The sequence below is a fragment of the Aquibium oceanicum genome, assembly GCF_001889605.1.
Taxonomy (GTDB): domain Bacteria; phylum Pseudomonadota; class Alphaproteobacteria; order Rhizobiales; family Rhizobiaceae; genus Aquibium; species Aquibium oceanicum.
Map to the genome: position 1 here is coordinate 3,394,981 of NZ_CP018171.1, position 24,284 is coordinate 3,419,264.

General features: G+C 66.5%; 30 protein-coding genes. 11 read left to right on the top strand and 19 right to left on the bottom strand.

Annotated features, from left to right (window positions below):
* Nucleotides 1-172: 172 nt before the first annotated feature.
* The 5 genes from tam to ettA all read right to left on the bottom strand — a co-directional run bounded on the left by tam (nt 173) and on the right by ettA (nt 4,106).
* A complete protein-coding gene (gene tam / locus BSQ44_RS16615; RefSeq protein ID WP_072606148.1) occupies nt 173-958 on the bottom strand; it encodes a trans-aconitate 2-methyltransferase in 786 nt (261 codons plus the stop codon).
* A 197-nt stretch (nt 959-1,155) separates the two neighbouring features.
* Nucleotides 1,156-1,527, bottom strand: coding sequence for a hypothetical protein (locus tag BSQ44_RS16620; protein ID WP_072606150.1), 372 nt, complete (start codon nt 1,525-1,527; stop codon nt 1,156-1,158).
* Nucleotides 1,528-1,892: 365 nt separating this feature from the next.
* Nucleotides 1,893-2,117, bottom strand: a complete 225-nt coding sequence (locus tag BSQ44_RS16625) for a type II toxin-antitoxin system RelE family toxin (RefSeq protein ID WP_210187880.1) — start codon at nt 2,115-2,117, stop codon at nt 1,893-1,895.
* Nucleotides 2,118-2,162: 45 nt separating this feature from the next.
* Nucleotides 2,163-2,396 (bottom strand): type II toxin-antitoxin system RelB family antitoxin, encoded by a 234-nt coding sequence (gene relB, locus BSQ44_RS16630; protein WP_072606154.1) that lies wholly within the window; start codon nt 2,394-2,396, stop codon nt 2,163-2,165.
* Nucleotides 2,397-2,456: 60 nt separating this feature from the next.
* On the bottom strand, nt 2,457-4,106 hold the full coding sequence (gene ettA, locus BSQ44_RS16635) for an energy-dependent translational throttle protein EttA (protein ID WP_072606156.1): 1,650 nt from the start codon (nt 4,104-4,106) through the stop codon (nt 2,457-2,459).
* Nucleotides 4,107-4,339: 233 nt separating this feature from the next.
* On the opposite strand from ettA, the gene BSQ44_RS16640 reads away from it, so the two are divergent.
* Entirely contained in the window at nt 4,340-6,352 is a 2,013-nt protein-coding gene (locus BSQ44_RS16640; protein ID WP_072606158.1) for a DEAD/DEAH box helicase, read from the top strand.
* 287 nt (nt 6,353-6,639) lie between these two features.
* On the top strand, nt 6,640-7,326 hold the full coding sequence (locus BSQ44_RS16645) for an SDR family NAD(P)-dependent oxidoreductase (protein WP_072606160.1): 687 nt from the start codon (nt 6,640-6,642) through the stop codon (nt 7,324-7,326).
* 10 nt (nt 7,327-7,336) lie between these two features.
* On the opposite strand, the gene BSQ44_RS16650 is transcribed toward BSQ44_RS16645, so the two are convergent.
* The 4 genes from BSQ44_RS16650 to BSQ44_RS16665 all read right to left on the bottom strand — a co-directional run bounded on the left by BSQ44_RS16650 (nt 7,337) and on the right by BSQ44_RS16665 (nt 11,082).
* On the bottom strand, nt 7,337-8,338 hold the full coding sequence (locus BSQ44_RS16650) for a ribonuclease T2 family protein (RefSeq protein WP_072606162.1): 1,002 nt from the start codon (nt 8,336-8,338) through the stop codon (nt 7,337-7,339).
* Nucleotides 8,339-8,452: 114 nt separating this feature from the next.
* Nucleotides 8,453-9,235: an ABC transporter permease gene (locus BSQ44_RS16655; protein ID WP_072606164.1), complete on the bottom strand. Its 783-nt coding sequence runs from the start codon at nt 9,233-9,235 to the stop codon at nt 8,453-8,455.
* On the bottom strand, nt 9,232-10,020 hold the full coding sequence (locus BSQ44_RS16660; protein ID WP_072606166.1) for an ABC transporter ATP-binding protein: 789 nt from the start codon (nt 10,018-10,020) through the stop codon (nt 9,232-9,234). Before BSQ44_RS16660 ends, BSQ44_RS16655 begins: the two co-directional genes overlap by 4 nt.
* 21 nt (nt 10,021-10,041) lie before the next feature.
* The gene (locus BSQ44_RS16665) at nt 10,042-11,082 is read right to left on the bottom strand and encodes an ABC transporter substrate-binding protein (RefSeq protein ID WP_072606168.1); all 1,041 of its coding nucleotides are present in this window, start codon (nt 11,080-11,082) and stop codon (nt 10,042-10,044) included.
* A 246-nt stretch (nt 11,083-11,328) separates the two neighbouring features.
* Between BSQ44_RS16665 and BSQ44_RS27240 the strand changes: the two genes are divergently transcribed.
* Nucleotides 11,329-11,481, top strand: a complete 153-nt coding sequence (locus tag BSQ44_RS27240; RefSeq protein WP_169858332.1) for a hypothetical protein — start codon at nt 11,329-11,331, stop codon at nt 11,479-11,481.
* A gap of 46 nt (nt 11,482-11,527) precedes the next feature.
* On the opposite strand, the gene BSQ44_RS16670 is transcribed toward BSQ44_RS27240, so the two are convergent.
* Nucleotides 11,528-11,761, bottom strand: a complete 234-nt coding sequence (locus BSQ44_RS16670; RefSeq protein WP_235633253.1) for a DUF982 domain-containing protein — start codon at nt 11,759-11,761, stop codon at nt 11,528-11,530.
* 181 nt (nt 11,762-11,942) lie between these two features.
* Here BSQ44_RS16670 and BSQ44_RS16675 point away from each other — a divergent pair, with 181 nt between their 5' ends.
* From BSQ44_RS16675 to BSQ44_RS16690, 4 genes are all read left to right on the top strand, one after another.
* Complete coding sequence (locus BSQ44_RS16675; protein WP_072606172.1) at nt 11,943-12,890, top strand: alpha/beta fold hydrolase; 948 nt, start codon at nt 11,943-11,945, stop codon at nt 12,888-12,890.
* Between the two features lie 27 nt (nt 12,891-12,917).
* Nucleotides 12,918-13,322 carry a DUF2442 domain-containing protein gene (locus tag BSQ44_RS16680; protein ID WP_072606174.1) on the top strand — a complete coding sequence of 135 codons (405 nt, stop codon included), beginning with the start codon at nt 12,918-12,920 and terminating at the stop codon, nt 13,320-13,322.
* A gap of 67 nt (nt 13,323-13,389) precedes the next feature.
* Nucleotides 13,390-14,565 carry a CaiB/BaiF CoA transferase family protein gene (locus tag BSQ44_RS16685; protein WP_072606177.1) on the top strand — a complete coding sequence of 392 codons (1,176 nt, stop codon included), beginning with the start codon at nt 13,390-13,392 and terminating at the stop codon, nt 14,563-14,565.
* A complete protein-coding gene (locus BSQ44_RS16690) occupies nt 14,562-16,211 on the top strand; it encodes a thiamine pyrophosphate-binding protein (protein ID WP_072606179.1) in 1,650 nt (549 codons plus the stop codon). Before BSQ44_RS16685 ends, BSQ44_RS16690 begins: the two co-directional genes overlap by 4 nt.
* Nucleotides 16,212-16,416: 205 nt before the next feature.
* Here BSQ44_RS16690 and BSQ44_RS16695 read toward each other — a convergent pair whose 3' ends face one another.
* Nucleotides 16,417-17,022, bottom strand: coding sequence for a TetR/AcrR family transcriptional regulator (locus tag BSQ44_RS16695; RefSeq protein WP_072606181.1), 606 nt, complete (start codon nt 17,020-17,022; stop codon nt 16,417-16,419).
* 182 nt (nt 17,023-17,204) lie between these two features.
* Here BSQ44_RS16695 and BSQ44_RS16700 point away from each other — a divergent pair, with 182 nt between their 5' ends.
* The 3 genes from BSQ44_RS16700 to BSQ44_RS16710 all read left to right on the top strand — a co-directional run bounded on the left by BSQ44_RS16700 (nt 17,205) and on the right by BSQ44_RS16710 (nt 19,066).
* Nucleotides 17,205-17,969 (top strand): alpha/beta fold hydrolase, encoded by a 765-nt coding sequence (locus tag BSQ44_RS16700; protein ID WP_072606183.1) that lies wholly within the window; start codon nt 17,205-17,207, stop codon nt 17,967-17,969.
* 512 nt (nt 17,970-18,481) lie between these two features.
* Nucleotides 18,482-18,754: a ribbon-helix-helix domain-containing protein gene (locus BSQ44_RS16705; protein WP_072606186.1), complete on the top strand. Its 273-nt coding sequence runs from the start codon at nt 18,482-18,484 to the stop codon at nt 18,752-18,754.
* A gap of 3 nt (nt 18,755-18,757) precedes the next feature.
* Nucleotides 18,758-19,066: a type II toxin-antitoxin system RelE/ParE family toxin gene (locus BSQ44_RS16710; RefSeq protein ID WP_072606188.1), complete on the top strand. Its 309-nt coding sequence runs from the start codon at nt 18,758-18,760 to the stop codon at nt 19,064-19,066.
* Nucleotides 19,067-19,073: 7 nt separating this feature from the next.
* On the opposite strand, the gene paaE is transcribed toward BSQ44_RS16710, so the two are convergent.
* Genes paaE through paaA form a run of 8 tightly spaced genes read right to left on the bottom strand, consistent with a single transcriptional unit; the run spans nt 19,074 to nt 23,712 of the window.
* Complete coding sequence (gene paaE / locus BSQ44_RS16715; protein ID WP_072606190.1) at nt 19,074-20,153, bottom strand: 1,2-phenylacetyl-CoA epoxidase subunit PaaE; 1,080 nt, start codon at nt 20,151-20,153, stop codon at nt 19,074-19,076.
* Nucleotides 20,154-20,163: 10 nt separating this feature from the next.
* Nucleotides 20,164-20,703 (bottom strand): 1,2-phenylacetyl-CoA epoxidase subunit PaaD, encoded by a 540-nt coding sequence (paaD, locus tag BSQ44_RS16720; RefSeq protein WP_083534783.1) that lies wholly within the window; start codon nt 20,701-20,703, stop codon nt 20,164-20,166.
* Nucleotides 20,697-21,467, bottom strand: coding sequence for a 1,2-phenylacetyl-CoA epoxidase subunit PaaC (gene paaC / locus BSQ44_RS16725; RefSeq protein WP_072606192.1), 771 nt, complete (start codon nt 21,465-21,467; stop codon nt 20,697-20,699). The genes paaD and paaC overlap by 7 nt, the downstream gene beginning before the upstream one ends.
* On the bottom strand, nt 21,467-21,754 hold the full coding sequence (gene paaB / locus BSQ44_RS16730) for a 1,2-phenylacetyl-CoA epoxidase subunit PaaB (RefSeq protein ID WP_072606195.1): 288 nt from the start codon (nt 21,752-21,754) through the stop codon (nt 21,467-21,469). The genes paaC and paaB overlap by 1 nt, the downstream gene beginning before the upstream one ends.
* An 11-nt stretch (nt 21,755-21,765) precedes the next feature.
* Complete coding sequence (locus BSQ44_RS16735) at nt 21,766-22,227, bottom strand: DUF3291 domain-containing protein (protein ID WP_072606196.1); 462 nt, start codon at nt 22,225-22,227, stop codon at nt 21,766-21,768.
* A 4-nt stretch (nt 22,228-22,231) separates the two neighbouring features.
* The gene (locus tag BSQ44_RS16740) at nt 22,232-22,516 is read right to left on the bottom strand and encodes a hypothetical protein (protein WP_072606198.1); all 285 of its coding nucleotides are present in this window, start codon (nt 22,514-22,516) and stop codon (nt 22,232-22,234) included.
* Entirely contained in the window at nt 22,513-22,692 is a 180-nt protein-coding gene (locus BSQ44_RS16745; protein ID WP_210187881.1) for a type II toxin-antitoxin system HicA family toxin, read from the bottom strand. Before BSQ44_RS16745 ends, BSQ44_RS16740 begins: the two co-directional genes overlap by 4 nt.
* 24 nt (nt 22,693-22,716) lie before the next feature.
* Nucleotides 22,717-23,712, bottom strand: coding sequence for a 1,2-phenylacetyl-CoA epoxidase subunit PaaA (gene paaA, locus BSQ44_RS16750; RefSeq protein ID WP_072606202.1), 996 nt, complete (start codon nt 23,710-23,712; stop codon nt 22,717-22,719).
* Between the two features lie 107 nt (nt 23,713-23,819).
* On the opposite strand from paaA, the gene BSQ44_RS16755 reads away from it, so the two are divergent.
* Nucleotides 23,820-24,239, top strand: coding sequence for a PaaI family thioesterase (locus BSQ44_RS16755; protein WP_235633254.1), 420 nt, complete (start codon nt 23,820-23,822; stop codon nt 24,237-24,239).
* Nucleotides 24,240-24,284 lie beyond the last annotated feature (45 nt).

Genomic DNA, 24,284 nt, shown 5'->3' on the forward strand with positions numbered 1-24,284 from the left:
CGCATTGGGTTGTCTCTGCGTCCGCGCGGTTTATGCCAATTCGATGACGAGACACAATGCGCGATCGCGCCGGGATGGACGAAGGCACCGCCGGGCGCCGACGTTCCCGACGCAATGCGCCTTCCCCGAGCCAGAGGCAAGGCCGGCGAAGCGACGCGCACCGACCGCGGCCTCAAGCCTTCGTCGCCACGAGGAAGAGCCGCGGAAAGCGCAGCAGCACCTTGCCATCAAAGGTCTCGGGATAAGCCTCGGCGATTCGCGCTTCGTAGGCCGCCAGAAACTCGCCGCGCTCGCCCAGTGAGAGCGGATCGAGGTAGCGTTTGAGGCCCGTCGACTTCAGCCACTCCACGATCGCGCCGGCCCCGTCGAGCGGATGGTTGTAGACTGTGTGCCACGCGTCGAGCCGCGCGGCGAGCGGCTTGAGCACGTCGTAGTAGTGGCGCACGGGCGGCAGCGGATCGCGCGCCGCGCCCTCCATCTTTGCCGCGAACGGCATGGCGCGGGCCGCCTCGCGCATCAGCACGTGGCTCGGTTCGGTCAGATTGTCCGGCATCTGCACCGCCAGCGCCCCGCCCGGCGCGAGGAAGTCCATGAGGCGGGCGAGCAGCGCGGGATGCTCCGGCAGCCACTGGAAGACCGCGTTGGCGAAGATGACGTCGACCGGTTCGGCCGGCTCCCAGGCAGCGGCATCGGCCAACATGAAGCCCACCTGCGGCAGGCGCTTCTTGGCCTTCTCGATCATGTCCGGCGAGGTGTCGAAGCCGGTGACCGTGGCGTCCGGCCAGCGCTCGACCAGTAGTTCGGTCGAGTTGCCCGGCCCGCAGCCGATGTCGACCACCTGACGGGGCGCGGCAACCGGCACCTGCGCCAGGAGATCGCGCGCCGGCCGCGTCCGCTCGTCCTCGAACTTGAGGTACTGCGCGGCGGACCAGTCGGGACGGGAGGGAGAAGAACTCATCGATGGACCTCGCGGCGTGGGAGACGTGGCTTCCATGGAGGGCGACGGTGACGCCATTCGCCCTTGGGCGACGCCTCTTCCGGGTAGCCTTTACGCCCGTTCGATCCATAGCAACAGGGGCGCGCCGACGCGAGCCGGCACGATGTCTCGATCGGATTGTTTGGCAGGGTTCGCCCGCCGGCCGCGCAGATGGCAGCCTAGGACGTGTCGTTCGGCGCCCATTTCAGGGCCAAGCCGAAGCTGGACAGGACCTCATCGCCGAACGAACGGGGGCGTGTCGGCCGGCGGTCGAGCGGGCTTGCGTCCGGCAGCAGGAAGACGAGCGCGGCGGCCAGCGCCCGGAAGCGCGCGGCGAGCAGCAGCGCATCCGCCGCATCGTTCCCGACCGCCGCGTTTTCCACGACGGCCGAGGGCGGCACGCCGTGCGCGTCCAGCACATACCCCGTCGCGACGATTTCGGCGCGGCGCAGGAAGCACAGGACGAGGAAGCGCACAGGAAACGACCGCCCGGCAGCGCGCTCGGCGAGGGCGGCAAACGAGACGAGCAGCGCAACGATGCGCCGCATCATACTGTCTCCCCCGCCCGATCCATACACGCCCATCTTGCGGCCTTTCCGTCACCCGGCGGGGATTGTGGGCGAGGTGGCGGGGGTGTGGACAGAATTTTTCGGATTTTTTGCGGGCGATAGCGTGGTTCACCTTCGACATCGCGCCGCCCCTCATCCGGCCGAGCATCGCTCGGCCACCTTCTCCCCGTGAACGGGGAGAAGGGGCGGCTTCATCGAGGCCTCGCCAATCGCGGAAATCGCAGGGCGGGCGCCGAAATCGCGTCGTCCCCTTCTCCCCGTTCACGGGGAGAAGGTGCCCAGAAGGGGCGGATGAGGGGCGGCGCGGATGTTTGAAAGGACCGCTGGTATCAGCCTGCGCGGCAGGTTTACCGATACACTTCCCGCCGATTGCCAATCCGCACGACGACGACTGTGACGACCTCGTCCTCGATCGCGGCGATTATGCGGTAGTCGCCGATGCGATATTTCCAGTAGCCGGAGAATGGGCCGGCAAGCGCTTCGCCGATCTCGCGTGGGTCGGACCGGTTGACGATACGGTCGCGGATGAAGCGGGCGATCCTTTCGCGGTCAACTGATCCGATCCGCTTCATATCCTTCTTGGCGCGCTCTTCGAAACGGACCCGCCAAGGCACTGGTCAGACCTTTTGGGCCGGCCGGTCGAGATCAATATCCAGTTCGCGCAGGACGTCCTCGAACTCCACGAATTGCGGATTGTCGCGCATGCGCTGTTCGGCGAGATAGGCGTCTTCGAGATCAGCCAGATGTTCGAGTATCGCCTCGCGCGCGTAAAAGCTCTTGGTCCGGCCAGTCTTGCGGGCCAGATCGTCCAGACGTTTCTCGACTTCAGGCGGTAATCTCAGTGCGAGCATGGCTGGTCTCCTGCTGCTATACATGTATAGCAGCAGGCTCGGTTCGGCAAGGGAATGGCCCTACCTCGTCAGCCGCTTGTACGTCATGCGGTGCGGGTTGACCGCCTCCGGGCCCATGCGACGGATCTTGTCCTTTTCGTAGTCCTCGAAGTTACCCTCGAACCATTCGACGTGGCTGTCGCCCTCGAAGGAGAGCATGTGGGTGGCCATGCGGTCGAGGAACATGCGGTCGTGGCTGATGATGACGGCGCAGCCGGCGAAGTTCTCCAGCGCGTCTTCCAGCGCCGCCAGCGTCTCTGTGTCGAGGTCGTTGGTCGGTTCGTCGAGGAGCAGAACGTTACCGCCGGTCTTCAGCATCTTGGCGAGGTGCACGCGGTTGCGCTGGCCGCCGGAGAGATTGCCGACCTTCTGCTGCTGGTCCTGGCCGCGGAAGTTGAACGAGGAGCAGTAGGCGCGCGTATTGGCGTCGTGCTTGCCGAGCTTGACCACTTCGGCGCCGCCGGAGATTTCCTCCCAGACGGTCTTGTTGGGGTCGAGCGTGTCGCGGCTCTGGTCGACATAGCCGAGCTTGACGGTCTCGCCGATGCGCACGGAGCCGTTGTCCGGCTTTTCCTGGCCGGTGAACATGCGGAACAGCGTCGTCTTGCCGGCGCCGTTGGGGCCGATCACGCCGACGATGCCGCCGGGCGGAAGCTTGAAGGAGAGGTCGTCGATGAGCAGGCGGTCGCCGTAGCCCTTCGAAAGGCCCTCGACCTCGATGACGACGTTGCCCAGCCGCTCGCCGTGCGGGATGACGATCTGGGTGTCCGACGGGCGGCGGCTGTCGGCCGATTCGAGCAGCTGCTCGAAGGCGGCGATACGCGCCTTGGACTTGGCCTGGCGCGCCTTGGGGCTGGAGCCGATCCATTCGCGCTCGCGGGCGATCGCCCGCTGGCGGGCGTCGTCCTCGCGGCCCTCCTGCTTCAGGCGCTTGGCCTTGGCTTCGAGATAGGCGGTGTAGTTGCCCTCGTAGGGGATGCCGCGGCCGCGGTCGAGCTCGAGGATCCAGCCGGTGACGTTGTCGAGGAAGTAGCGGTCGTGGGTGATGATCATCACGGCGCCGGGATAGGCGCGCAGGTGCTTTTCCAGCCACGCCGTGGTCTCGGCGTCAAGATGGTTGGTCGGCTCGTCGAGGAGGAGCAGGTCGGGCTGGCGCAGCAGAAGCTGGCAGAGCGCCACGCGGCGGCGCTCGCCGCCCGACAGCTTGGTGACGTCGGCCTCCTTGGGCGGGCAGCCGAGCGCTTCCATGGCCATCTCGACCTGCTGCTCGATGTCCCACAGGTTGAGCCGGTCCATCTCGTCCTGGAGCTTTGCCGCCTCGTCGGCCGTCTCGTCGGAATAGTTCATCATGAGCTCGTTGTAGCGCTCGATGATGGCCGTCTTGGCCTTCACGCCTTCCATGACGTTGCCGAACACGTCGAGCGCCGGATCGAGGTCGGGCTCCTGCGGCAGGTAGCCGACGGTGGCGCCATCGGCGAGCCAGGCCTCGCCCTGCCACTCCTTGTCGACGCCCGCCATGATGCGCAGGATGGTCGACTTGCCCGAGCCGTTGGGGCCCAGGATGCCGATCTTGGCTTCGGGATAGAAGGACAGGTGGATGTTTTCCAGCACCTTCTTGGCGCCGTAGGCCTTGGAGAGGCCTGACATGTGATAGATGAACTGGCGTGCCATGGGGCGCGTCGCACTCCGTCGGATTCGAGGAAAAGCTGAAATTGTGCGCGCTATGTAGGCGAAAGCGCCGGCCGGGGCAATGCCGCCGGACAGCCATGCGCGCCATGCACTCGACATCGGCGCGCACAAGGACTATCAGGCGCGCAAGATTGTCCGCGACGGATTTCGCCGCGCGCAGGCGGGACCCGTGGTTCGGGCGCCGCTTCATGGGCCCCATACCCCGAAAGTAGATCATGTCCGATTTCGAAGGCGTCCTCCCGACGCTCGCCGCCGCGTTGCAGGAACGCGGCTACACAACGCTCACCCCGGTGCAGGAAGCCATGCTTTCGCCCGACCTGAAGGACGCCGACGCGCTGGTATCGGCCCGCACGGGCTCCGGCAAGACCGTCGCCTTCGGGCTGGCGCTGGCGCCGACGCTGCTGGGCGAGGAGGCTGCCTTCGGCAACCCCGGCGCGCCGCTCGGCCTGGTGATCGCGCCGACGCGCGAACTCGCCATGCAGGTCAAGCGCGAGCTCGAATGGCTCTATGCCGGGGCGGGCGCGCAGATCGCGTCCTGCGTCGGCGGCATGGACATGCGCTCGGAGCGCCGCACGCTGGAACGCGGCGCCCACATCGTGGTGGGCACGCCGGGCCGCCTGCGCGACCACATCACGCGCCACGCGCTGGACCTTTCCGAACTGCGCGCGGCGGTGCTGGACGAGGCCGACGAGATGCTCGACCTCGGCTTCCGCGAGGACCTCGAATTCATCTTGCAGGCCGCACCCGAGGAGCGGCGCACTCTGATGTTCTCGGCGACCGTCTCGAAGCCGATCGCCACGCTGGCGGAGAACTACCAGCGGAACGCGATCCGCATCGCCACCGAGGGTGCGCGCGAGCAGCATGCCGACATCGAGTACCGGGTGCATCCCGTGGCGACGCACGACCGCGACAATGCCATCGTCAACGTGCTGCGCTTCCACGAGGCACGCAACGCGCTGGTGTTCTGCAACACCCGCGCGGCGGTGAACCATCTCACGGCGCGGCTCAACAACCGCGGCTTCCCGGTGGTGGCGCTGTCGGGGGAACTGAGCCAGAGCGAGCGCACCCACGCGCTGCAGGCCATGCGCGACGGGCGCGCCAAGGTCTGCATCGCCACCGACGTCGCCGCGCGCGGCATCGACCTGCCGCATCTGGACCTGGTCGTGCATGCCGACCTGCCGACGAACCCCGACACGCTGCTGCATCGTTCGGGGCGCACCGGACGGGCCGGGCGCAAGGGCGTCTCGGCGCTGATCGTGCCCCTGCCGGCGCGCCGGCGCATCGAGCGCACGCTGATGTCGGCCAATATCACACCCGTCTGGGTCGCGGCGCCCAACGCCGACGACGTCGCCGCGCGCGACGAGGAACGGCTTCTGGCCGACTCGGCGCTGGTCGAACCGACGAACGAGGACGAGGCACAGGCGGTGGAAAAACTGCTCGCGCAGCATTCGGCCGGCCAGGTCGCCACCGCCTTCCTGCGGCTGTGGCGCGCCGGGCGCTCGGCGCCCGAGGACCTGAGCGAGGTTCCGGTCGACCCGAAGGCGCGCGTGCGGCGCGATCGCGACGAACCGTCCTTCGGCGAAGCGCCGCGTCCGCGCGACCGCGACATCGGGCCGACGGTGTGGTTCTCGCTGTCGGTCGGACGCCGCCGCAACGCCGAGCCGCGCTGGCTGATCCCGCTGATGTGCCGCACCGGCGCGATCACCAAGGCCGAGATCGGCGCGATCCGCATGCAGCCGGAAGAGACCTTCGTCGAGATCGCCGCGAGCCACGCCGACGCGCTGATGCAGGCGGCGGGACCGAAAGGCATGCTGCAGAACGACATAAGCCTGACCCGGCTCGACGGCATGCCGGACCTGTCGCCGCGCAAGGCGTGGGGCAAGGGCGACCGGCAGGACCGGCCGCCGAGGAGCGACGATCGCCCGCGCCGCGAGCGCGGCGACTGGAAGGAGAGGCCGGCACGCGACGACCGGCCGGCGAGAACGGGCGCACGCGACGAGGCGGCCCCGCGACCCGACTGGAAGAAGCAGAAGGAGCGCCCTGCCCGCACGGATCGAACCGACCGGCCCGCGGCTCCGGCGAACCGCGAGGACGCGCCGCCGGCGCGCGCCGACGAGGGGACGCCGTTGCGCAAGAAGCCGAAGAAGAAGGCGTTCAAGGACAAGGGCAAGCCCGATTTCGCGCGCAAGGCCGAGAAGAGGGCGAAGCGCCAGAAGACCGACGGCTGAGGAGCCGGCGGCCCCCCTCCGTCGCCGCTGCGCGACGCCACCTCCCCACTGCGTGGGGTGGAGGATAAGACGTCACCCGCCGCAGCGCCCATCCTCCACCCGAAAACGTGGGGCGGAGGGAGGAAGCCGAAGCGGCGGCATTCCGGAGACTGATCACCGCAAGCCCTCGCGTCAGGCCTCCCCGATCGGTCGCCAAGCGTACAGCAGCCGGGAATTTAGGCTCGGCACTTGCCCTGCGGCCGGGAATGGTCCCGAATGCCCGGTCCCGCAACAGGAGGAAAAGCGCAATGTCGACCGCACTGATCGTCGGCGTGGGTGACGGCCTGTCGGCCTCGCTCGCCCGAAAACTCGCCGCGCGGGGCATGAAGCTGGTGCTGGCCGCCCGCAAGGTGGACAAGCTCGAAGCGCTGGCAGCCGAGACCAACGGCGTGACGGTTTCCTGCGACGCGGCAAACGGCGAGGACGTCGAGGCACTGTTCGGGCGGACGGACGAGATGGGAGGCGACCTGGAGGTGGTGATCTACAATCCCTCGTCCCGGGTGCGCGGTCCGTTCGTCGACGTCGATCCGGGCGAGGTCCAGAAGGCGCTGCAGGTGACCGCCTTCGGCGCGTTTCTCGTGGCCCAGCAGGGAGCAAGGCGCATGCTGCCGCGCGGCAAGGGGACGATCCTGTTCACCGGTGCATCGGCCGGTGTGAAGGGCTATCCGCAGTCGGCATCCTTCGCGATGGGCAAGTTCGCGCTGCGCGGGCTGGCCCAGTCGATGGCACGCGAACTGCATCCGAAGGGCATCCATGTCGGCCACGTCGTCATCGACGGGGCGATCCGGAATCCCGGCCGCACCGAGCCGGCCGACAAGCCCCATTCCATGCTGGATCCGGATGCGATCGCCGAGACCTACATGCAGCTGATCGACCAGGACCGCAGTGCGTGGTCGTGGGAGGTTGAGGTGCGGCCTTGGGTGGAGACGTTCTGACCGCCCTGCCCTATTGCAGGCCGGCGGCGTCGACGATGCCACCGGAGCAGCCGGGGTCGGCGGTCGGGGCGGCGGTGGAGATGAGGTCGGAGAGGTTTGTCTCGTCGTCGATCTCGCCGGAGAGGCCGATGGTGATCTCGCCGATCAGTCGGCGCCCGTTCGACGGATCGGTCACGCAGGAGACCCGCACGCGCGATCCGGCTCCCGGCCCGAAAGCGGTGTCGAAGGCGGCGCGGATCTGTGTCGAGGTCAGCGAGGCACCGATCTTGCCAGCGAAGAGGTCGCGCACGGCCGAGGCGTTGAGGGAGCGCATCAGCGCCAACGAATCGGCGTAGTATTCCTCCATCGTCCCGCCGTGGCAGGTGCCGTGCTTGGTCCATTCGTGGCGTTCGAGCAGCGAGGCCGTCCCGGGCATGACCTTCGCCAGTTCCGCACGCGTCGCGGCCTCCAGGGTCACCTCCGGCAGGTCGCCCCAGCGGCCGGCGCGGTCGTCCTGCTCTGCATTTGCCGCCACGCCGCAGTAGATGTTGGAAAAGGGCTGCGGCCAGAGGCCGTGAAGGGCGAAATGGCTGGCATCGAAACGATCCGGCGTCTGTGTCCGGCATTCCCTAGTGTCTGGCCTAGTCTCGCAGAAACCCGGCTGCCAGCTCGCAGCCAGCAGGAACTCGACGCGCCGCGGCTGCCTTGCGTGTTCTTCCGGAGACGGCGGAGCTGACGCGGGAGATTTGTCGGCATGCACGCCGCAGCTCACGGCTACCCAGCGGCGATCGGGCTCGGCATCGGGGACGCGGATCAGGTAGTGGCTCGGCGGCTGCCTGTTGCCGGCCAGCATCTCGTAGGCCTGTCCAGCTTTCGTGGTCACACCGCCCGGATTGGCGCCGTTGCGGATCGATTGCGTGGCGGCGCATTCCCTTCCGGCGATGAACAGGCCGTCGAGACGCACCTCGGCATTTGCGGATGACGCAAGAAGAACGATCAGGGCGGCCAGGGCCTGAAGCCCGAACGCGCGCATGGCAGTCTCCCCCGGATTGCTTCGAGTTGCTTCATCCTAGACCGGAAACCATGCGCGAAGTGTGACGCGGGGCACGATCCCAGCCAGGACGTCAGCGACCAGAAGTGCCCGTGCTCAAGCCCCCATGGTCTGGCTGCGGTGCGCCCAGCCGGTCATGCGCATCTCGATCCACGCCATGAGGGCGTACATGACGATGCCCTCGATCGCCAGCATGACGAGGCCGGCAAAGACCAGCGGCACGTTGAACTGCGACTGCGCGCCCAGCATCATGTGGCCGAGCCCGGAATTGGCAGCCACCGTTTCGGAGATGACCGAGCCGACGAAGGCGAGCGTGATGGCGATCTTCAGCGAGCCGAAGAAATACGGCATCGAGCGCGGGATGCCGACCTTGAGCATGATGTCCATCTTCTTCGCGCCCAGCGCCCTCAGCACGTCCTCCATCTCCGGCTCGATGGTGGCGAGGCCGGTGGCGACGTTCACCACGATCGGGAAGAAGGCGATGAGGAAGGCCGTCAGCACGGCGGGAATCGTGCCGATGCCGAACCAGATGACCAGCACCGGCACCAGCGCGACCTTGGGGATGGCGTTGAAGCCGACCATCAGCGGATAGAGCCCCGCATAGATGAAGCGCGACCAGCCGACGAGGATGCCGAGCGCCAGCCCGCCCACGACGGCGAGCACGAAGCCGGCCACGGTCGTGTAGAGCGTCTGGAGCGAGTTCTTCCAGATCGCCGACCAGTACTGCACGATGGCGCCGGCGATCACCGTCGGCGCCGGCAGGATGTATTGCGGAATGGCGAAGACCCGCACCGCCGCCTCCCAGACCACGAAGAGCGCCGCCGTATAGAGCCACGGCGCGGCCTTCACCCAGTCGATGCCTGCACGGGGCGCGCTCATGCGGCCTTCCTCGCGTCTGCGATCGAGCCGCGCAGTTCGTGCACCACGTCGTTGAACTCCTTTTCATACATGAGTTCGAGGTCGCGTGGCCGCGCGAACGGCACCTTGCGTTCCTCGATCACCCGGCCGGGCCGCGAGCTCATGACGAAGATGCGGTCGGCGAGGAAGACCGCCTCGCGCAGATCGTGCGTGACCAGCACGATCGTGACGCCTTGCGCGGCATGCAGATCGCGGATGACGCACCACAACTCCTCGCGTGTGAAGGAATCCAGCGCCCCGAACGGTTCGTCGAGCATCAGGAGGTCGGGTTCGTGGATCAGCGCGCGGCAGAGGTTCGCCCGCTGCTGCATGCCGCCGGAGAGCTGCCAGGGGAACTTCTGCCCGAACCCCTTGAGGCCGACCGTTTCGAGCAGCGCCTCCGCCTTCGCGACATACTCCGCCTTGTGGGCGCGCAGCCTGCCGCGATGGCGCTGCACCACCTCCAGCGGCAAAAGGATGTTGTCCAGCGTCGTTCGCCACGGCAGCATGGTCGGGTTCTGGAACGCCATGCCGACGATGGAGACCGGCTTGGTGACCCGCTCGCCGGCCACCACGACGGAGCCCCCTTGCGGAATGTAGAGGCCGGTCACGAGCTTCATCAAAGTGGACTTGCCGCAGCCGGACGGACCGACCACCGCGGCGAATTCACCCTTGGCGACCGACAGCGTCAGGTCCTGGACGGCGAGCAGCCCTTCCGGGCCGCCATAGCGCATGTCGACATGCTCGATCGCGACGAGCGGCTGCATCCCCGAGCCCCCTTCCCCGGATCAGGGGAGCATCCGCTCCTCCTTGGGAGGAAGGTAGCTGGAATTGAACACCTCTTCCGCCGTCACCTTGCCCTGCAGCCCCATCGAGAGCTTCAGGAGGTCGATCGACTTCGTCAGCTTCTCCTCGTCGATGCCGCCGAACCCGTTTTCCTGGACCCACGGCGTATTGATGTTCATCGAATTCGCCATCTCCAGCCGCTCGACCTCGATCTCCTTGGTGAGGATCTCGTTGCGCGACATGACCGCGTCGACGCCGGCTTCCGGGTCGGAGACGGCATCGGCAAAGCCCTTCGCGAGCGCCTTCAGGAAGCCCTTGACCGCATCGGGATTGGCCGCGGCGAAGTCCTCGTTGACCATGACCGCGTTGCCGTAGAGGTCGAGCCCGTGGTCGGCCATCAGAATGGTGACGATGTCGTCTTCGGGGATGCCCTGCGCCTTGAGGTTGAGCACGCTCGAGAAGGCGAAGCCGAAGATCGCATCCACCGCGCCCTGCGCCAGCATGGGCTCGCGGACCGGGAAGCCGACGTTCTCGATCGTGATGTTCGAGGTATCGATGTCGGCGACCTCGACGAAGACCGGCCATTGGCCGAAGGCCGCGTCCGGCGGCGGCGCGCCGAGCTTCTTGCCTTCCAGAGACTTCGGATCCTCGGTGATGCCCTGCGCCTTGCGCCCGATGACGGCGAAGGGCGGCTTGTCGTAGACCATCATCACGGCCTCGACCTTCTGCGAGGGATCCTCGTCCAGGAACTTGATCAGCGCGTTGATGTCGCCGAAGCCCATGTCGTAGGCGCCGGTCGCGACCCGCGGGATGGATTCGCGCGAACCCGCGCCGGTGTCGATCGTGACGTTCAGGCCTTCAGCCTCGAAATAGCCCTTGTCGATCGCGAGCAGGAACCCCGCCGCCGGACCTTCGAACTTCCAGTCCAGCGTGAACTTGACGTCGGTCTGCGCCTGGGCGGCGTGCATGCCGGCGGCGCTGAGCGCGGCGGCAGACAGGATGGTCGCCGTGGCAAGCGAGAAAAGGCGTCTGGTGAGGAACATAGGCACACTCCGAAGGGATTGACTTCGGTGGCAATGAAACATCGCAGAACCGACTTGGCAAGAGCGATGTGCCCAAGGTTTTGGCACGCCCTACGCCTGAACAATCGCTGGGCATTCCGCCGCCCCACAAGACTGGAGGAAGGCTGGTGTCGCATTGTCGTCCCGGCGGAGGGCGCCACCGGCGGCAGACGGTTGTAATCACCTCCGCAAATCCGTACGCAAGGGGGATTCACGAAAGGACACGATATGGCGCGAACACCAAACTACGACTTCGAGCGGAAGGAACGCGAGCGCCAGAAGGCGGCGAAGAAGGCCGAGAAGCTGGCCGCGAAAGCTGCCGCCAAGGAACGCGAAAAAGCCGAGGCGGAAACCGAATCCACCTCGACCGAAGACAAGTAGCAGGACGTTGGAAAGACCAGCCGGCCAGACGGCCGGCCGGGGTCCGTCAGCCCGGGACCTTGTCGCTCACCAGGAGATCCGCCTCGCGCGCGGCCGCGACGAAAGCGCGCCGGGCCGTCATGGCCGGCTTGCCGCTGGAGACGGCATCGTGGCAGGCCTGGAGAGCGGCGCGGTGCTTCGCGCTTCTCTTTCCCTGCCAGCCGTTGAGGAGATAGTCGGACGCCTCGCGCGGTGAGGAGAGAACCTTGCTGTCGCCCTCGTTGCCCGTCTTGACGGTCACCGGTACTTCGAAATGATTTTTTTGCATGGCCGCTCATAGACCATCGGGATGGCGAAAGCGAGGCTCATGACGCCTTTGCGCGATATGACCGCGACGATTGCCGGTTCTGCCGCTAAGCACACGCGGCGATCCAGTTGACGCGGCGGCGCTCCTGCCGAATTGTCCCAGGCAGGAGGACCCCATGCCTTTCGATCAAAAAGCCGAAATTTCCGCACCGTCGGGCGCGCAGCTGAACCTCTACGGGAAGCGCCCGCCGGGTGCCGTCCGCGCCGTCGTGCAGGTCAACCACGGGCTCGCCGAACACGCCGCCCGCTACGGGCGCTTCGCCGACCATCTGGCGGACCACGGCATCGCGACCTTCGCGCACGACCATCGAGGACACGGCGCGACGCGCACGCCCGACGCGCCGCCCGGCATGTTTTCGCGCGAGGGAAACGGCGCGAAGAAGGTGATCTCCGACGTTCTGGCGGTGCACGACCACATCGCCGGCGAGATGCCGGGGGTGCCGGTGATCGTGTTCGGGCACTCGATGGGCGGGCTGATCGCGCTGAACTTCCTGCTGCAGCATTCGGACCGCGTTGCCGCGGCCGCGATCTGGAACGCGAATTTTTCCGCAGGTCTCGCCGGCCGGGCCGCGCAGGCCGTCCTCGCCTGGGAAAAGTTCCGGCTCGGGTCCGACGTCCCCTCCCGCATCCTGCCGAAGCTGACCTTCCAGGCCTGGGCGAAAGGAATTCCCGACCGGCGGACCGAATTCGACTGGCTGTCGCGCGATCCGGCAGAGGTCGACAAGTACATCGCCGACCCGCTCTGCGGCTGGGACGCTTCGGTTACGATGTGGCGCGACGTCTTCGATCTCATCTTCGCGGGTGCAGACGACGCCGGGTTTTCCGGCATCCGCCGCGACCTGCCGGTGATGATCGTGGGTGGCGAGAAGGACCCGGCGACCGACGGCGGCAAGGCAACGAAGGACCTCGCCAGGCGGATGGAGGCGATGGGTTTTTCGAATCTGACTTCAACGGTTTACGCGGGGACGCGGCACGAGAGCCTGAACGAGGTGAATCGCGAGGAGGTGATGGGGGATTTCGTGGCGTGGGTGGAGGGTGCGCTGTCGTTGCAAAACCTATCGTGATGGGTGACCTAGCGCAGGAAGGAATCCATGGCTGACATAACCGACGCCGAACTCGACGCCTTCGTTTCGGAAGGTTCTTCGAATGCGGGTGAGCTGCGTGCGTCGTCGGCGCGGTATGATTCAAAGAGCAAACGGATCGTCGTAGAGCTCACCAACGGCTGCACTTTCGCTTTCCCGCCTTCGCTCGCTCAGGGGTTGGAAAGCGCAACGGATGCGGAACTCGCCGAGATCGAGGTCCTGGGAGCGGGTTATGGCCTCCACTGGGAAAGGCTCGACGTCGACTTCACCGTACAAGGTCTGATTTCCGGCGTGTTTGGAACCGCATCATGGATGGCCCGGAGGGCGGGCAAGGCGACGTCGGCCGCGAAGGCGGCGGCCGCGCGCGCGAATCGGGCCAAGGGTGGCCGACCGCCAAAGAGCGCACGGCGATAGCTGCGTGACAGTCGCCCGCCGCGTCTGCTAGGCACGCGGCATCGTTCGCCTGGAGCTTTTTCTACCCATGTCCGCGCCACCGCTTTCCGGCATCCGCGTCATCGAGCTTGCCCGCATCCTCGCGGGGCCGTGGGCCGGGCAGCTGCTGGCCGATCTCGGCGCCGACGTGATCAAGGTGGAAAACCCCGACGGCGGGGACGACACGCGCAGATGGGGCCCGCCCTTCGTCACGGGCCATGACGGTGAGAACCTTTCCGCCGCCTACTACCACTCGACGAACCGCGGCAAGCGCTCGATCGGGCTCGATTTTTCCAAGCCGGAAGGCGCCGAGACGCTGAAGAAGCTGATCGCGACGGCCGACGTGCTGATCGAGAATTTCAAGCTGGGCGGCCTCAGGAAATACGGCCTCGACTACGACAGCCTGAAGGCGATCAACCCGCGGCTGGTCTACTGCTCCATTACCGGCTTCGGCCAGACGGGCCCCTACGCGCCGCGCGCCGGATACGATTTCATCATCCAGGGCATGTCCGGCATGATGTCGATCACCGGCGCGGCGGGCGGCGAGCCGCAGAAGGCGGGGGTTGCCATCTCCGACATCTTCACCGGCCTCTATTCGGTGATCGCCATCCAGGCGGCGTTGCGCCATGCGGAGAGGACCGGAGAGGGCCAGTTCATCGACATGGCGCTGTTCGACACGCAGATTTCGGTGCTCGGCAACCAGAACCTCAACTATCTCGTCTCGGGCGTCGCGCCGGTTCAGATGGGCAACGCCCACATGAACATCGCGCCCTACGAGGTGCTGCCGGTGAAGGACGGGCACATCATCCTGGCCGCTGGAAACGACGGGCAGTTCCAGCGATTCTGCAAGGTGGTCGGCCGCGAGGACCTCTCCGCTGATCCCGACTTCGCGACGAACCCGGCGAGGGTCGCCAACCGCGCGCGCCTGCGACAGCACTTGGAGGCGATCCTTGCAGAGTGGGAACGGGAGCCGCTGCTAGCGAGGCTCGAGGCGGCGAGCGTGCCGGCGAGCCCGATCAACACCATCGCGCAGATGTTTTCCGATCCGCAGACCATCGCGCGCGGCATGCGCATGGACCTCGACGACGACCACGGCAACAGTCTGCCCTCGGTGCGCGCGCCCATGTTGATGTCGGCCACCCCGCTCGCCTACGACCGCCCCTCGCCCCGCCTCGGCGAGCACACGAGCGAGATACTCGCCGAACTGGAGAAGAAGAACCCATGAAGACCGGCGGACAGTTGATCGTCGAGGCGCTCGAGGCGAACGGCGTCGAGCGCATCTACTCGGTGCCGGGCGAAAGTTACCTCGCCGTTCTCGACGCGCTGCACGATTCGAAGATCCGCAACATCGTCTGCCGGCAGGAAGGCGGCGCGGCCATGATGGCCGACTGCGAGGGCCGGCTGACCGGCCGCCCCGGCATCTGCTTCGTCACGCGCGGGCCCGGCGCCACCAACGCTTCTGCCGGGGTGCACATCGCGCGGCAGGATTCCAACCCGATGATCCTCTTCGTCGGCCAGGTGGCGCGCGGCAATCAGGAACGCGAGGCGTTCCAGGAAGTCGACTACAGGGCCTTCTACGGCTCGACCGCCAAATGGGTGGTCGAGATCGACGACGCGGCGCGCATTCCCGAACTGGTCACGCGCGCCTTCGCGACCGCGACCTCCGGCCGCCCCGGCCCGGTGGTGGTCGCCCTGCCTGAGGACATGCTGCGAGACACGGTCGAGGCGCCGGCCGCCCTGCCCTTCACGCCGGTGGAAACCTGGCCGGGTCCGGCCGAGATGGCCGAGGTGGAGCGGCTGCTCGGCGAGGCGAAGCGGCCTTTCGTCATCCTCGGCGGCACGCGCTGGACCGAGAGCGCCGTCAAGGCCATGTGCGGCGCACTGGAACGCTGGGCGCTGCCGGTCGGCTGCTCCTTCCGCCGCCAGGCGCTGTGCGACCAGCTTCATTCCTCATACGCGGGAGACGTGGGCATCGGGGTCAATCCGAAGCTCGGCCGCTACATCAAGGAGGCGGACCTGGTGCTGCTCGTCGGCTGCCGCTTCGGCGAGATGCCGTCGTCGGACTACACGCTCCTGAAAAGCCCCTACCCCGACCAGAAGCTGGTGCACGTCTTCCCCGACCCGGAAGAACTCGGCCGCGTCTACAGGCCCACCGTCGCTGTCAACGCCACGCCGGCCGCCTTCGCGCATGCCTTTGCCGAAACCGCGCCTTCGACGACGCCGGTCTGGGCGAACCGGACCGAGGAACTGCACCAGAGCTACCTCGAATGGTCGGCACCGCCGGAGAAGGGCGTGGGCGACGTGCACATGGGCAAGGTCATGGCCTGGCTGGAAACCGAGCTGCCGGAGGATGTGATCATCTGCAACGGCGCCGGCAACTTCGCCACCTGGGTGCACCGCTTCCACCGCTTCCGCCGCTTCAACACCCAGGCCGCGCCGACCTCGGGCTCGATGGGCTACGGCCTGCCGGCCGGCGTCGCGGCCAAGACGATGTTCCCGGACCGCGAGGTGGTCGTGTGGGCCGGCGACGGCGATTTCCTGATGCACGGCCAGGAGTTCGCCACCGCCGTCCAGCATGGCGCGCCGATCGTCGTCGTCATCCTCGACAACGGCATATACGGCACGATCCGCATGCACCAGGAGCGGGAATACCCCGGCCGCGTCTCGGGAACGAGCCTCCAGAATCCCGACTTCGCGGCTTACGCCCGCGCCTTCGGCGGCCATGGCGAGACGGTTGCCACGACCGATGAATTCGCCCCCGCCTTCGAGCGCGCCCGCGCGAGCGGCATGCCGACAATCGTCCACGTGAAGCTCGACCCGGAGGCGATCACGCCGACGAAGTCGCTGAGCGAAATCCGGTCTGGGAGGTAGGCGCAGTAGCGGAGAAATGAACAGGGAACCGGGGCGGGTTGCGAATTCGGGTGCGGAGAGGGCTAGCGACCGCATCGTCGCGATTCAGAGTACCTTCGGTCCCCCCCCAAAACCAGCCGTTCGTCCAGAACTTGCTAAACGGTAGAGCCGGGGTTGGGTGCGGACTTGCAAGTTCCCCGCAGCGGACCCACCGAGAGTTCCCCGATCATGGTTTCAGCGCGCGCTGGGTGGCTCGCCCGGCTTCGTCGATGATCGCTTCGACATCGGCAGGAGGTGAAGTCGAGATCAGCTGCAGGGCGATCCCGCGCAGGAGGCCAAGGAGGTAAACAGCCATCGCCTCGGGGTCGGCGTCTGCTCGCACCGAGCCGTCGCTGATCCCTTCGCGGACCGTGTCGGCCAGCAGTCCCCGGAAGCGGGCGTCTTGTTCCGCGTATAGCGGCATCAAGACAGGATCGCTGGCAATCGCCTCGCCCCACATCTGCAGGAACGCCCGGGCAGCAGGACGTTTGTTGCTGACGTTCTTCAGATAGGCGCGAACCGTATCCGACAGCCAGACACCAGCGCTTTCGCCAGGATCCGGGAGATCAAAGGCCTGAGCATCGCGCATCACCGCGCGGAGCAGATTCTCGCGGCTCCCGAAGTGATGGGAAACGATCCCCCGGCTATAGCCGGCGGCCGCGCCGACCTGCGCCAGGGTCAGCGCGCGCGACCCGCGCTCGGCGATCAGCGCCGTCGCGGCAGCAATCACCTTGCGTTCGGTCTGCTCGCGACGCTCTTGCTGCGTGCGGCGAGCGGGAAGCTGATCGGGCATCAGGACTGTCCGGTCATCAGGCCGACGGAGCAGGAAGCCCGCCGGTGTACGCACTCGTCGCGCCGTTAGCATGCGCAACTGAGCGCGCGCAAGCCGATCAGGCTGGATGATAGGCGTCGGTACTTGCAAGTGGGCCGACATGTGATACTTGTGTGTTAATCAACAAGTTTAATGAGAGCCGAATGTCCCGCACCCCACTTGTCCTCGTCCATGGCAATCCGGAGTCGGCCATCATCTGGGGGCCGCTCATCGGAGAGCTCAAACGGGCCGACGCCATCGCCCTGTCCCCGCCCGGATTCGGCGTCCCGGCGCCCTCTGGATTCGATTGTTCGACGACAGCCTATCGAGACTGGTTGGCGTCCCAATTGGAGTTGTTCCGCGATCCGGTCGATCTGGTGGGACACGACTGGGGCGGAATCCACGTCGCGGCGCTGGCCATGAGCCGTCCGGAACTGATCCGCAGCTGGGCCTCCGACGCGCTCGGCGTGTTCGCGCCAGATTACGTCTGGCATGCGCGGGCACAGAAGTGGCAGCAGGAGGGCGAAGGTGAAGCCTCGGTGCAGGAAATATGGGGCGGCGACCTGACGCAGCGACACGCGGTGACGTCGGCCCTCGGCATGACGGACCGGATGGCGGAGCGGGTCGCGGCAGGCATGGATCCTGAAATGGGCCGCGCCGTCCTCAACCTGTTGCGGTCGGCGCGACAGCCGACGATGGCCGAAGCGGGACAGCTCCTGCAAAGCGCTTCGCGACGCCCTGGCCTCGCTCTCATCGCCCTCGATGATTTCGGGCGAGCCAGTGGGACGGTGGAGCAGCATGAGTGGGCAGCGCAGCAATCGGGTGCAGAAATGGCGCATCTGGCGGGTGTGGGACACTGGTGGCCGGAGGAGACGCCCGCTCCGGTTGCTGAGGCGCTAACGAACTTCTGGTCGGCGCTGCCGAATTAGGCAAGGACACCTTTGTCCGGCCTCGGGGGGCAAGACCCGTGACGCGGTTCGCCCGTGCCGTAGCGACAAGGTCGTCAGGGGTAGTCCTCGAGGATGGCATTGGGACAGAATGAAGTCGATTGGAGCAGTGGACAGGCAACCACCGCTTCGGCCCCATCACTCGCCAAAACCCGCCAGTCTCCTCCCCACCCTATGTCAGAAACTCCGAATCGACACAGGAAGGTACTTCTCCAGGCCGGGTCGAAATCGAGCATCAGCTTCTCCGAAAGTCGCCGTGTATGGCAGGCGAGCGTGAAACCGGCTTCGAGCTCCCAGGGTTGAAGCGAGACGCTGACGGCGATCTCCGACAGGCGCGCGACTATTCCGCATCGGCAGGGCAGCACATGCCACCGGCGCAAGGCAGCGGTCGGCATCGGCGCGAAACCTGTCGCGGATCGGGCAGCGCACATAGGGCGTTTGGCGGGGCGTGGGCGGCGTGGTAGAATTGCGGCGTCCATCCAGAGGATAGCGCGATGAACAAGATCGACCGCGTCACCATCGACCTGCCGGCGGAGCAGACGGCGTTTATCGAACGACTGGTCGAGTCGGGCGAATTTGATTCCGCCAGCGAGGTGATAAAGGCGGGGATCGAGGCGCTGCAGTTGCACGACCGCGAGATCGAGCACTGGCTGCGGACGGAGGTAGCGGACACGTTTGACCGCATGCAGGCCGATCCCTCGCGCGGCATACCTCTCGAGGATGTCATAGCGCGGTTTGAGAAGCGGGCGAGCAAGCGACAGGGTTGAGAGGTGCGACGGCGACGCCTCGTCATCGCCCCAGAGGCGGAAGCCGACCTGGTCGAAATCGAGGAGCAGCTTCTGCGCGTAGCCTCGTCCCGAACCACGAACGCGTTCTTGGGCCGGATATTTGCATTCCTAGGCGGACTTCAGACAGCCTCCGAGCGTGGACATCGCCGGGACGATATCAGGAGGAGACTGCGCATCATCGGCTTCGAACGCCGCCTGACCATCGCCTTTGCCGTTCACGAGGATCGTGTCGACATCCTGCGCGTCTTCCGCGCCGGGCGGGACTGGGAGGCGGAGTTCGACGAGGGTTGAGCTTACCTCACACCGCGTCGAAATCCAGCACCAGCCTGTCCGACAGCGGCCGGGTCTGGCAGGCGAGCGTGAAGCCGGCTTCGATTTCCCAGGGCTCCAGCGAGAAGTTGACGGCCATTTCCGACTGGCCTTCCACGACGCGGCAGCGGCAGGTGCAGCACATGCCGCCGGCGCAGGAATAGGGCAGTTCGAGCCCGGCGTTATGGGCGGCGTCGAGCACCGTCTCGGCGCCCTCGCCCATCGGAAATTCCCGGCGCACGCCGTCCAGTACGACCTCGATGGCGACGCCGCCGGCGACCGCCTTCTGCGCCGCATCCGAGGGCGCGCGCGGCCGGGGCGCCTCGCCCGAGGGGGTGAAACGTTCGTAGCGGATGCGGTCGGGGTTGACGCCGTAGGCCTTCAGCGTCTCCGAGACGTCGTCGATCATCTCACCGGGTCCGCACAGGAACACACCGTCGCTGCCGAGCGGATCGATCAGGCCGAGATCGGCCATGTGCGCGATCTTCTTCCCGTCGATGCGGCCGTTGAGCAGGTCGAAATCCTGCTTCTCGCGCGACAGCATGTTGACCAGCGAGAAGCGCCGCATGTGGCGATCCTTCAGGTCCTGCAACTCCTCGCGGAACATGATCGTATCGGTAGAGCGATTGCCGTAGACCAGCGTCACCGTGCTTTCCGGCTCGTGGCCGAGCACGGTCCGGGCAATCGACAGCATCGGCGTGATGCCGGAGCCCGAGGCGATGAGGAGATAGTCGTGCCGTTCGCCGGCGAGCGAGGTGAAGCGGCCTTCCGGCGGCATGACGCGGATCGTGTCGCCGACCGACAGCACCTCGTTGACGAAGCGCGAGAAGCGGCCGTCGGCCACCTTCTTGACCCCCACCCGCAGATGCGAGTCGCCGGGTGCGGAGCAGATGGAATAGGAGCGGCGGACGTCTTCGCCGTCGACCTTCGCGGCGAGCGTCAGATACTGGCCCGGCCGGAAGCGGAAGGCGTCGCGCAGGTCGTCGGGGACGGCGAAGGCGATCGCCACCGCGTCGGTGGTCTGGCGTTCGATGCCGGTGACAGTGAGATCGTGGAAGCGCGGGGCCATTGGCGGTGCCTCAGATGCACTTGAAGTAGTCGAAGGGTTCGCGGCAGGCGAGGCAGCGGTAGTGCGCCTTGCAAGCGGTGGAGCCGAATTCGGAAAGCTTTTCGGTGTCGGCCGAACCGCAGCGGGGACAGGCGACCTCGACCTCGCCGAACAGCGAGCGGATGGAGGTGGAAGTCTTTTGGGGCGGCGCGATACCGTAGTCGCGCAGCTTCTCGCGGCCTTCCGGCGTGATCCAGTCGGTTGTCCAAGCGGGCGAGACGACACGCTCGACGCGCGCCTCGAAGCCGGCGTCGCGAAGCGCGGCCTCGACGGCGAGTTCGATGGCGAGCACGGCGGGGCAGCCGGAATAGGTGGGCGTCACCTTGGCGATCGCGATGCCGTCGACGATTTCTACCGAGCGCAGGATGCCGAGGTCGGCGACGGTGACGCAGGGGACTTCGGGGTCCGGCACGGAAGCGGCGGCGAGCCAGGCGCGGTGCTGGAGTTCCTCGTTCTCCCCGCTCGCGGGGATGAACGGGGAGAAGGGGTCGATCGCGGCTTCCTTCACCATGTCGCGCCCGGGAAGGTGCGCTGCATGTATTGCAGGTCGGCGAGCAGGAAGCCCATCGCCTCGCCGTGCATTCCCTTGCGGCCGCCGCGCTGCGCGTAGGGCGGCGTGATAAAACTCAGCCCCGCTTCGGCGAAGATCGGGCCGATAATGCGGTCGAAGGCGGGGCGGAGCGACGATGGCTGCGGGGTGATGCCGGCTTCGGCGGCTAAGACCGTGACGGTGTCGTCGTCGAACATCTCGTCCACGAAGGGCGCGAGGGATTCGATCGCGGCCTCCATGCGCCGCCGGCTCTCTTCTGTTCCGTCGCCGAGCCGCACCACCCATTCGCCTGCGTGGCGGATGTGATAGGCGACCTCCTTGACCGCCTTGGCGGCGATGCCGGCGAGCGTTTCGTCGCTCGATGTCGCGGCGGCCTTCCAGAAGGGCTCCATGAAGGCGGCGAAATAGAGCTGGCGCAGCATGGTGTGGGCGAAGTCGCCATTCGGCCGCTCCACCATCAGGCAGTTCAGGTATTCGCGCTCGCGCCTGAGATAGGCGAAATCGTCCTCCGTGCGGCCCCTGCCCTCGATCTCGGCGGCATAGGCGTAGAGCGCCCGCGCCTGGCCGATCAGGTCGAGTGCCATGTTGGGCATGGCGAGGTCTTCCTCCAGCATGGGCGCATGGCCGCACCATTCCGACAGGCGGTGGCCGAGCACCAGATGGTCGTCGGCGAGCCTGAGCACGAACGTGACCAGCATCTCGCGGTCGAGCGTGGTGGAAGACATCACATGTGCCCCACTTCGTCGGGGATCTCGTAGAAGGTCGGATGGCGATAGATCTTGGAGGCGGTCGGCTCGAAGTTCTCGTCCTTCTGCGCCGGATCGGAGGCCACGATCGCCGCGGACGGCACGACCCAGATCGAGACGCCCTCGCCCCGGCGCGTATAGACGTCGCGCGCGGCCTGCAGCGCCATCACCTCGTCGGCGGCGTGCACGGAGCCGCAATGCTTGTGCGACAGGCCGTTGCGCGGCCGGATGAAGACTTCCCAGAGGGGAATTTCGTTCTTTGCCATGGTTCTTTTCCTTACGCGCAGCGCTCTTCCATCCAGCGCTTCAGATGCGGCAGACCTTCCCAGCCGAAGGCTTGGTCGCTGCTGCCGTGCTTTTCGAAGTGGTCCAGCCTGCCCCGCGCCTCCGCGAGATCCGGTCGATGGCCGACAGGAACCGGCCACATGACGAAATACGGCTTGCCGGTGGTCCTGAACCATTCGGCCTTGCGGTGGTAGATCCGCTTGTGGACCGTGTTCCAGACGAAGTGCTCCAGATGCTCGGCGCTCTCCCAGACCGACATGTTGATCACCGCGTCGGGATCGTCGTCGAAGCGCAGGTCGGTCGCGTCGTCGCCCTCGCCGACCAGCCGCCAGACGAAGCCGGCGCTACGCTCGGCGACCGCGTTGACGCGGTCGAGATTGTCCACGAAATCCCCCATGCGCGGATCGTCGAGGGGGAAGCGCGGGTGTGCGACGTTGACCTGGGCGAGATGCATGGCCTTATTCCGCGGCATCTGCGAGGTTGCGTTGACGTACATCGGCGTGCCTGCCCTTGATCAGATCGATCACGTCTACGATGTGCGGCGGGTCGGCCGGCGGGAACGGGCTGCCTTCCTTCTCGATGAACTCGACCCACTCGTCGACGATGACGCAGAGTTCCGCGAAGACCTCCTCTTCGTTGGGACCGTCACATCCGCCCGTGAAGAGCGACGGCGCAATGCCGACGTAGCAGTTGTCTTCGTACGACCACTTCACGATCTTCATGTAATCCCTGGAACGGCTCATCGCTTCGTCTCCTCAATGGCCTGACGAACCAGCTTTTCCTTGTAACGATCCGCATCGTCACCCGGGGCCCCGGAAAGGGTCAATCTACCCGCAAACTTAGGATGGACGAAGTTGCGGTGGCTTCCCTTGCCTCCGACCTGACGAAAGCCGGCACGCTCGAGATCGCGAAACAGCATTCTCAGCTTTCGCGGCACCGCCGCTCACTCAGCCGCGAGCCGCGTCGCCTGCTTGCGTGCCCTGCGCTTTTCGGCGTGCGCCAGGGCTGCCTCGCGCACCCAAGCGCCGTCGTCCCAAGCCTTGCGGCGTGCTTCGAGCCGTTCGCGGTTCATCGGGCCGCCGCCCTTGACCACGCGCCAGAACTCGTCCCAGTCGATGGCGCCGAAATCGTAGGAGCCGCGCTCCTCGTTCCACTTCAGCTCCGGATCGGGGAAGGTCAGGCCGAGATATTCGCCCTGCGGCACAGTCGCGTCGACGAATTTCTGGCGCAGTTCGTCGTTGGTGAAGCGCTTGATCTTCCACTTCATCGACTGGTCGCCGTGCTGGCTCTCGGTGTCGTGCGGGCCGAACATCATCAGCGACGGCCACCACCAGCGGTTCAGCGCGTCCTGCGCCATCTCCTTCTGCTCGGGCGTGCCCTTCGCCAACGTCATCATGATCTCGTAGCCCTGGCGCTGGTGAAAACTCTCTTCCTTGCAGACGCGGATCATGGCGCGTGCATAAGGGCCGTAGGAGCAGCGGCAGAGCGGGATCTGGTTCATGATCGCCGCGCCGTCGACCAGCCAGCCTATGGCGCCGATGTCGGCCCAGGTGAGCGTCGGATAGTTGAAGATGGAGGAGTACTTGGCCTTGCCGGCCAGAAGCTCCTCGGTCATCTGCTCGCGCGAGACGCCCAGCGTCTCGGCGGCGGAATAGAGGTAGAGGCCGTGGCCGCCCTCGTCCTGCACCTTGGCGAGAAGCGCCGCCTTGCGGCGCAGCGAGGGCGCGCGGGTGATCCAGTTGCCTTCCGGCAGCATGCCGACGATCTCGGAATGCGCGTGCTGGCCGATCTGGCGCACCAGCGTGCGGCGATAGCCTTCCGGCATCGGATCGTTGGGCTCGATCTTCTCCTCGGCGTCGATACGCGCCTGGAAGGCCGCGAGGAAGGCTTCGTCCTCGGTGGTTTCGGTCTTGGCGCCGATCAGTCCCTGGCTGTACATCGCATCTCCTCCATGGTCGGATGATAGCACATCCGGCCGCTTGGGAATATGTAACGAAAAATGGTCGCGATTGCAAGTTTTCGTAACATGAAATGCGGGGAAGCGCGGTGACGGCATTCGGGGTGAAGGAAGCGGAAGAGACGCTGGCGCGGGTGTTCGCGCCCTGGATCGTCGAGATGGGCCTGAAGCCGGTCGGCTTCGACGCGAGGGGCGGCAGCTTCGTCCTGCCGGAGAACCGTGCGCTGGTCCATGTCGGCGGCGTCATCTGCGGCCAGGCGACCGCGGCGGCGGCCGACACCTGTTCGGTCGTAGCGCTCTCGGCGCTGAACGGGCGCTTCCGCATCTGCACTACGGTCGACCTCACCACCCACTTCATCCGGCCGCTGAAGCCGGGAGAAGTCGAGATCCGGGTCGACGTGCTCTCCAACGGCAGGCGCATGGCCTACACGAAGGTAGAGATGCGGGCGAAGGGCGAGGAGAAGATCGCGGTGACGGCGACGAGCGCGTTCGCGTATCTGGAGGATTGACTGGCGGCGGCCGGTTCGGCGGTGGCTTTGCGCCGAAGGTCGCAA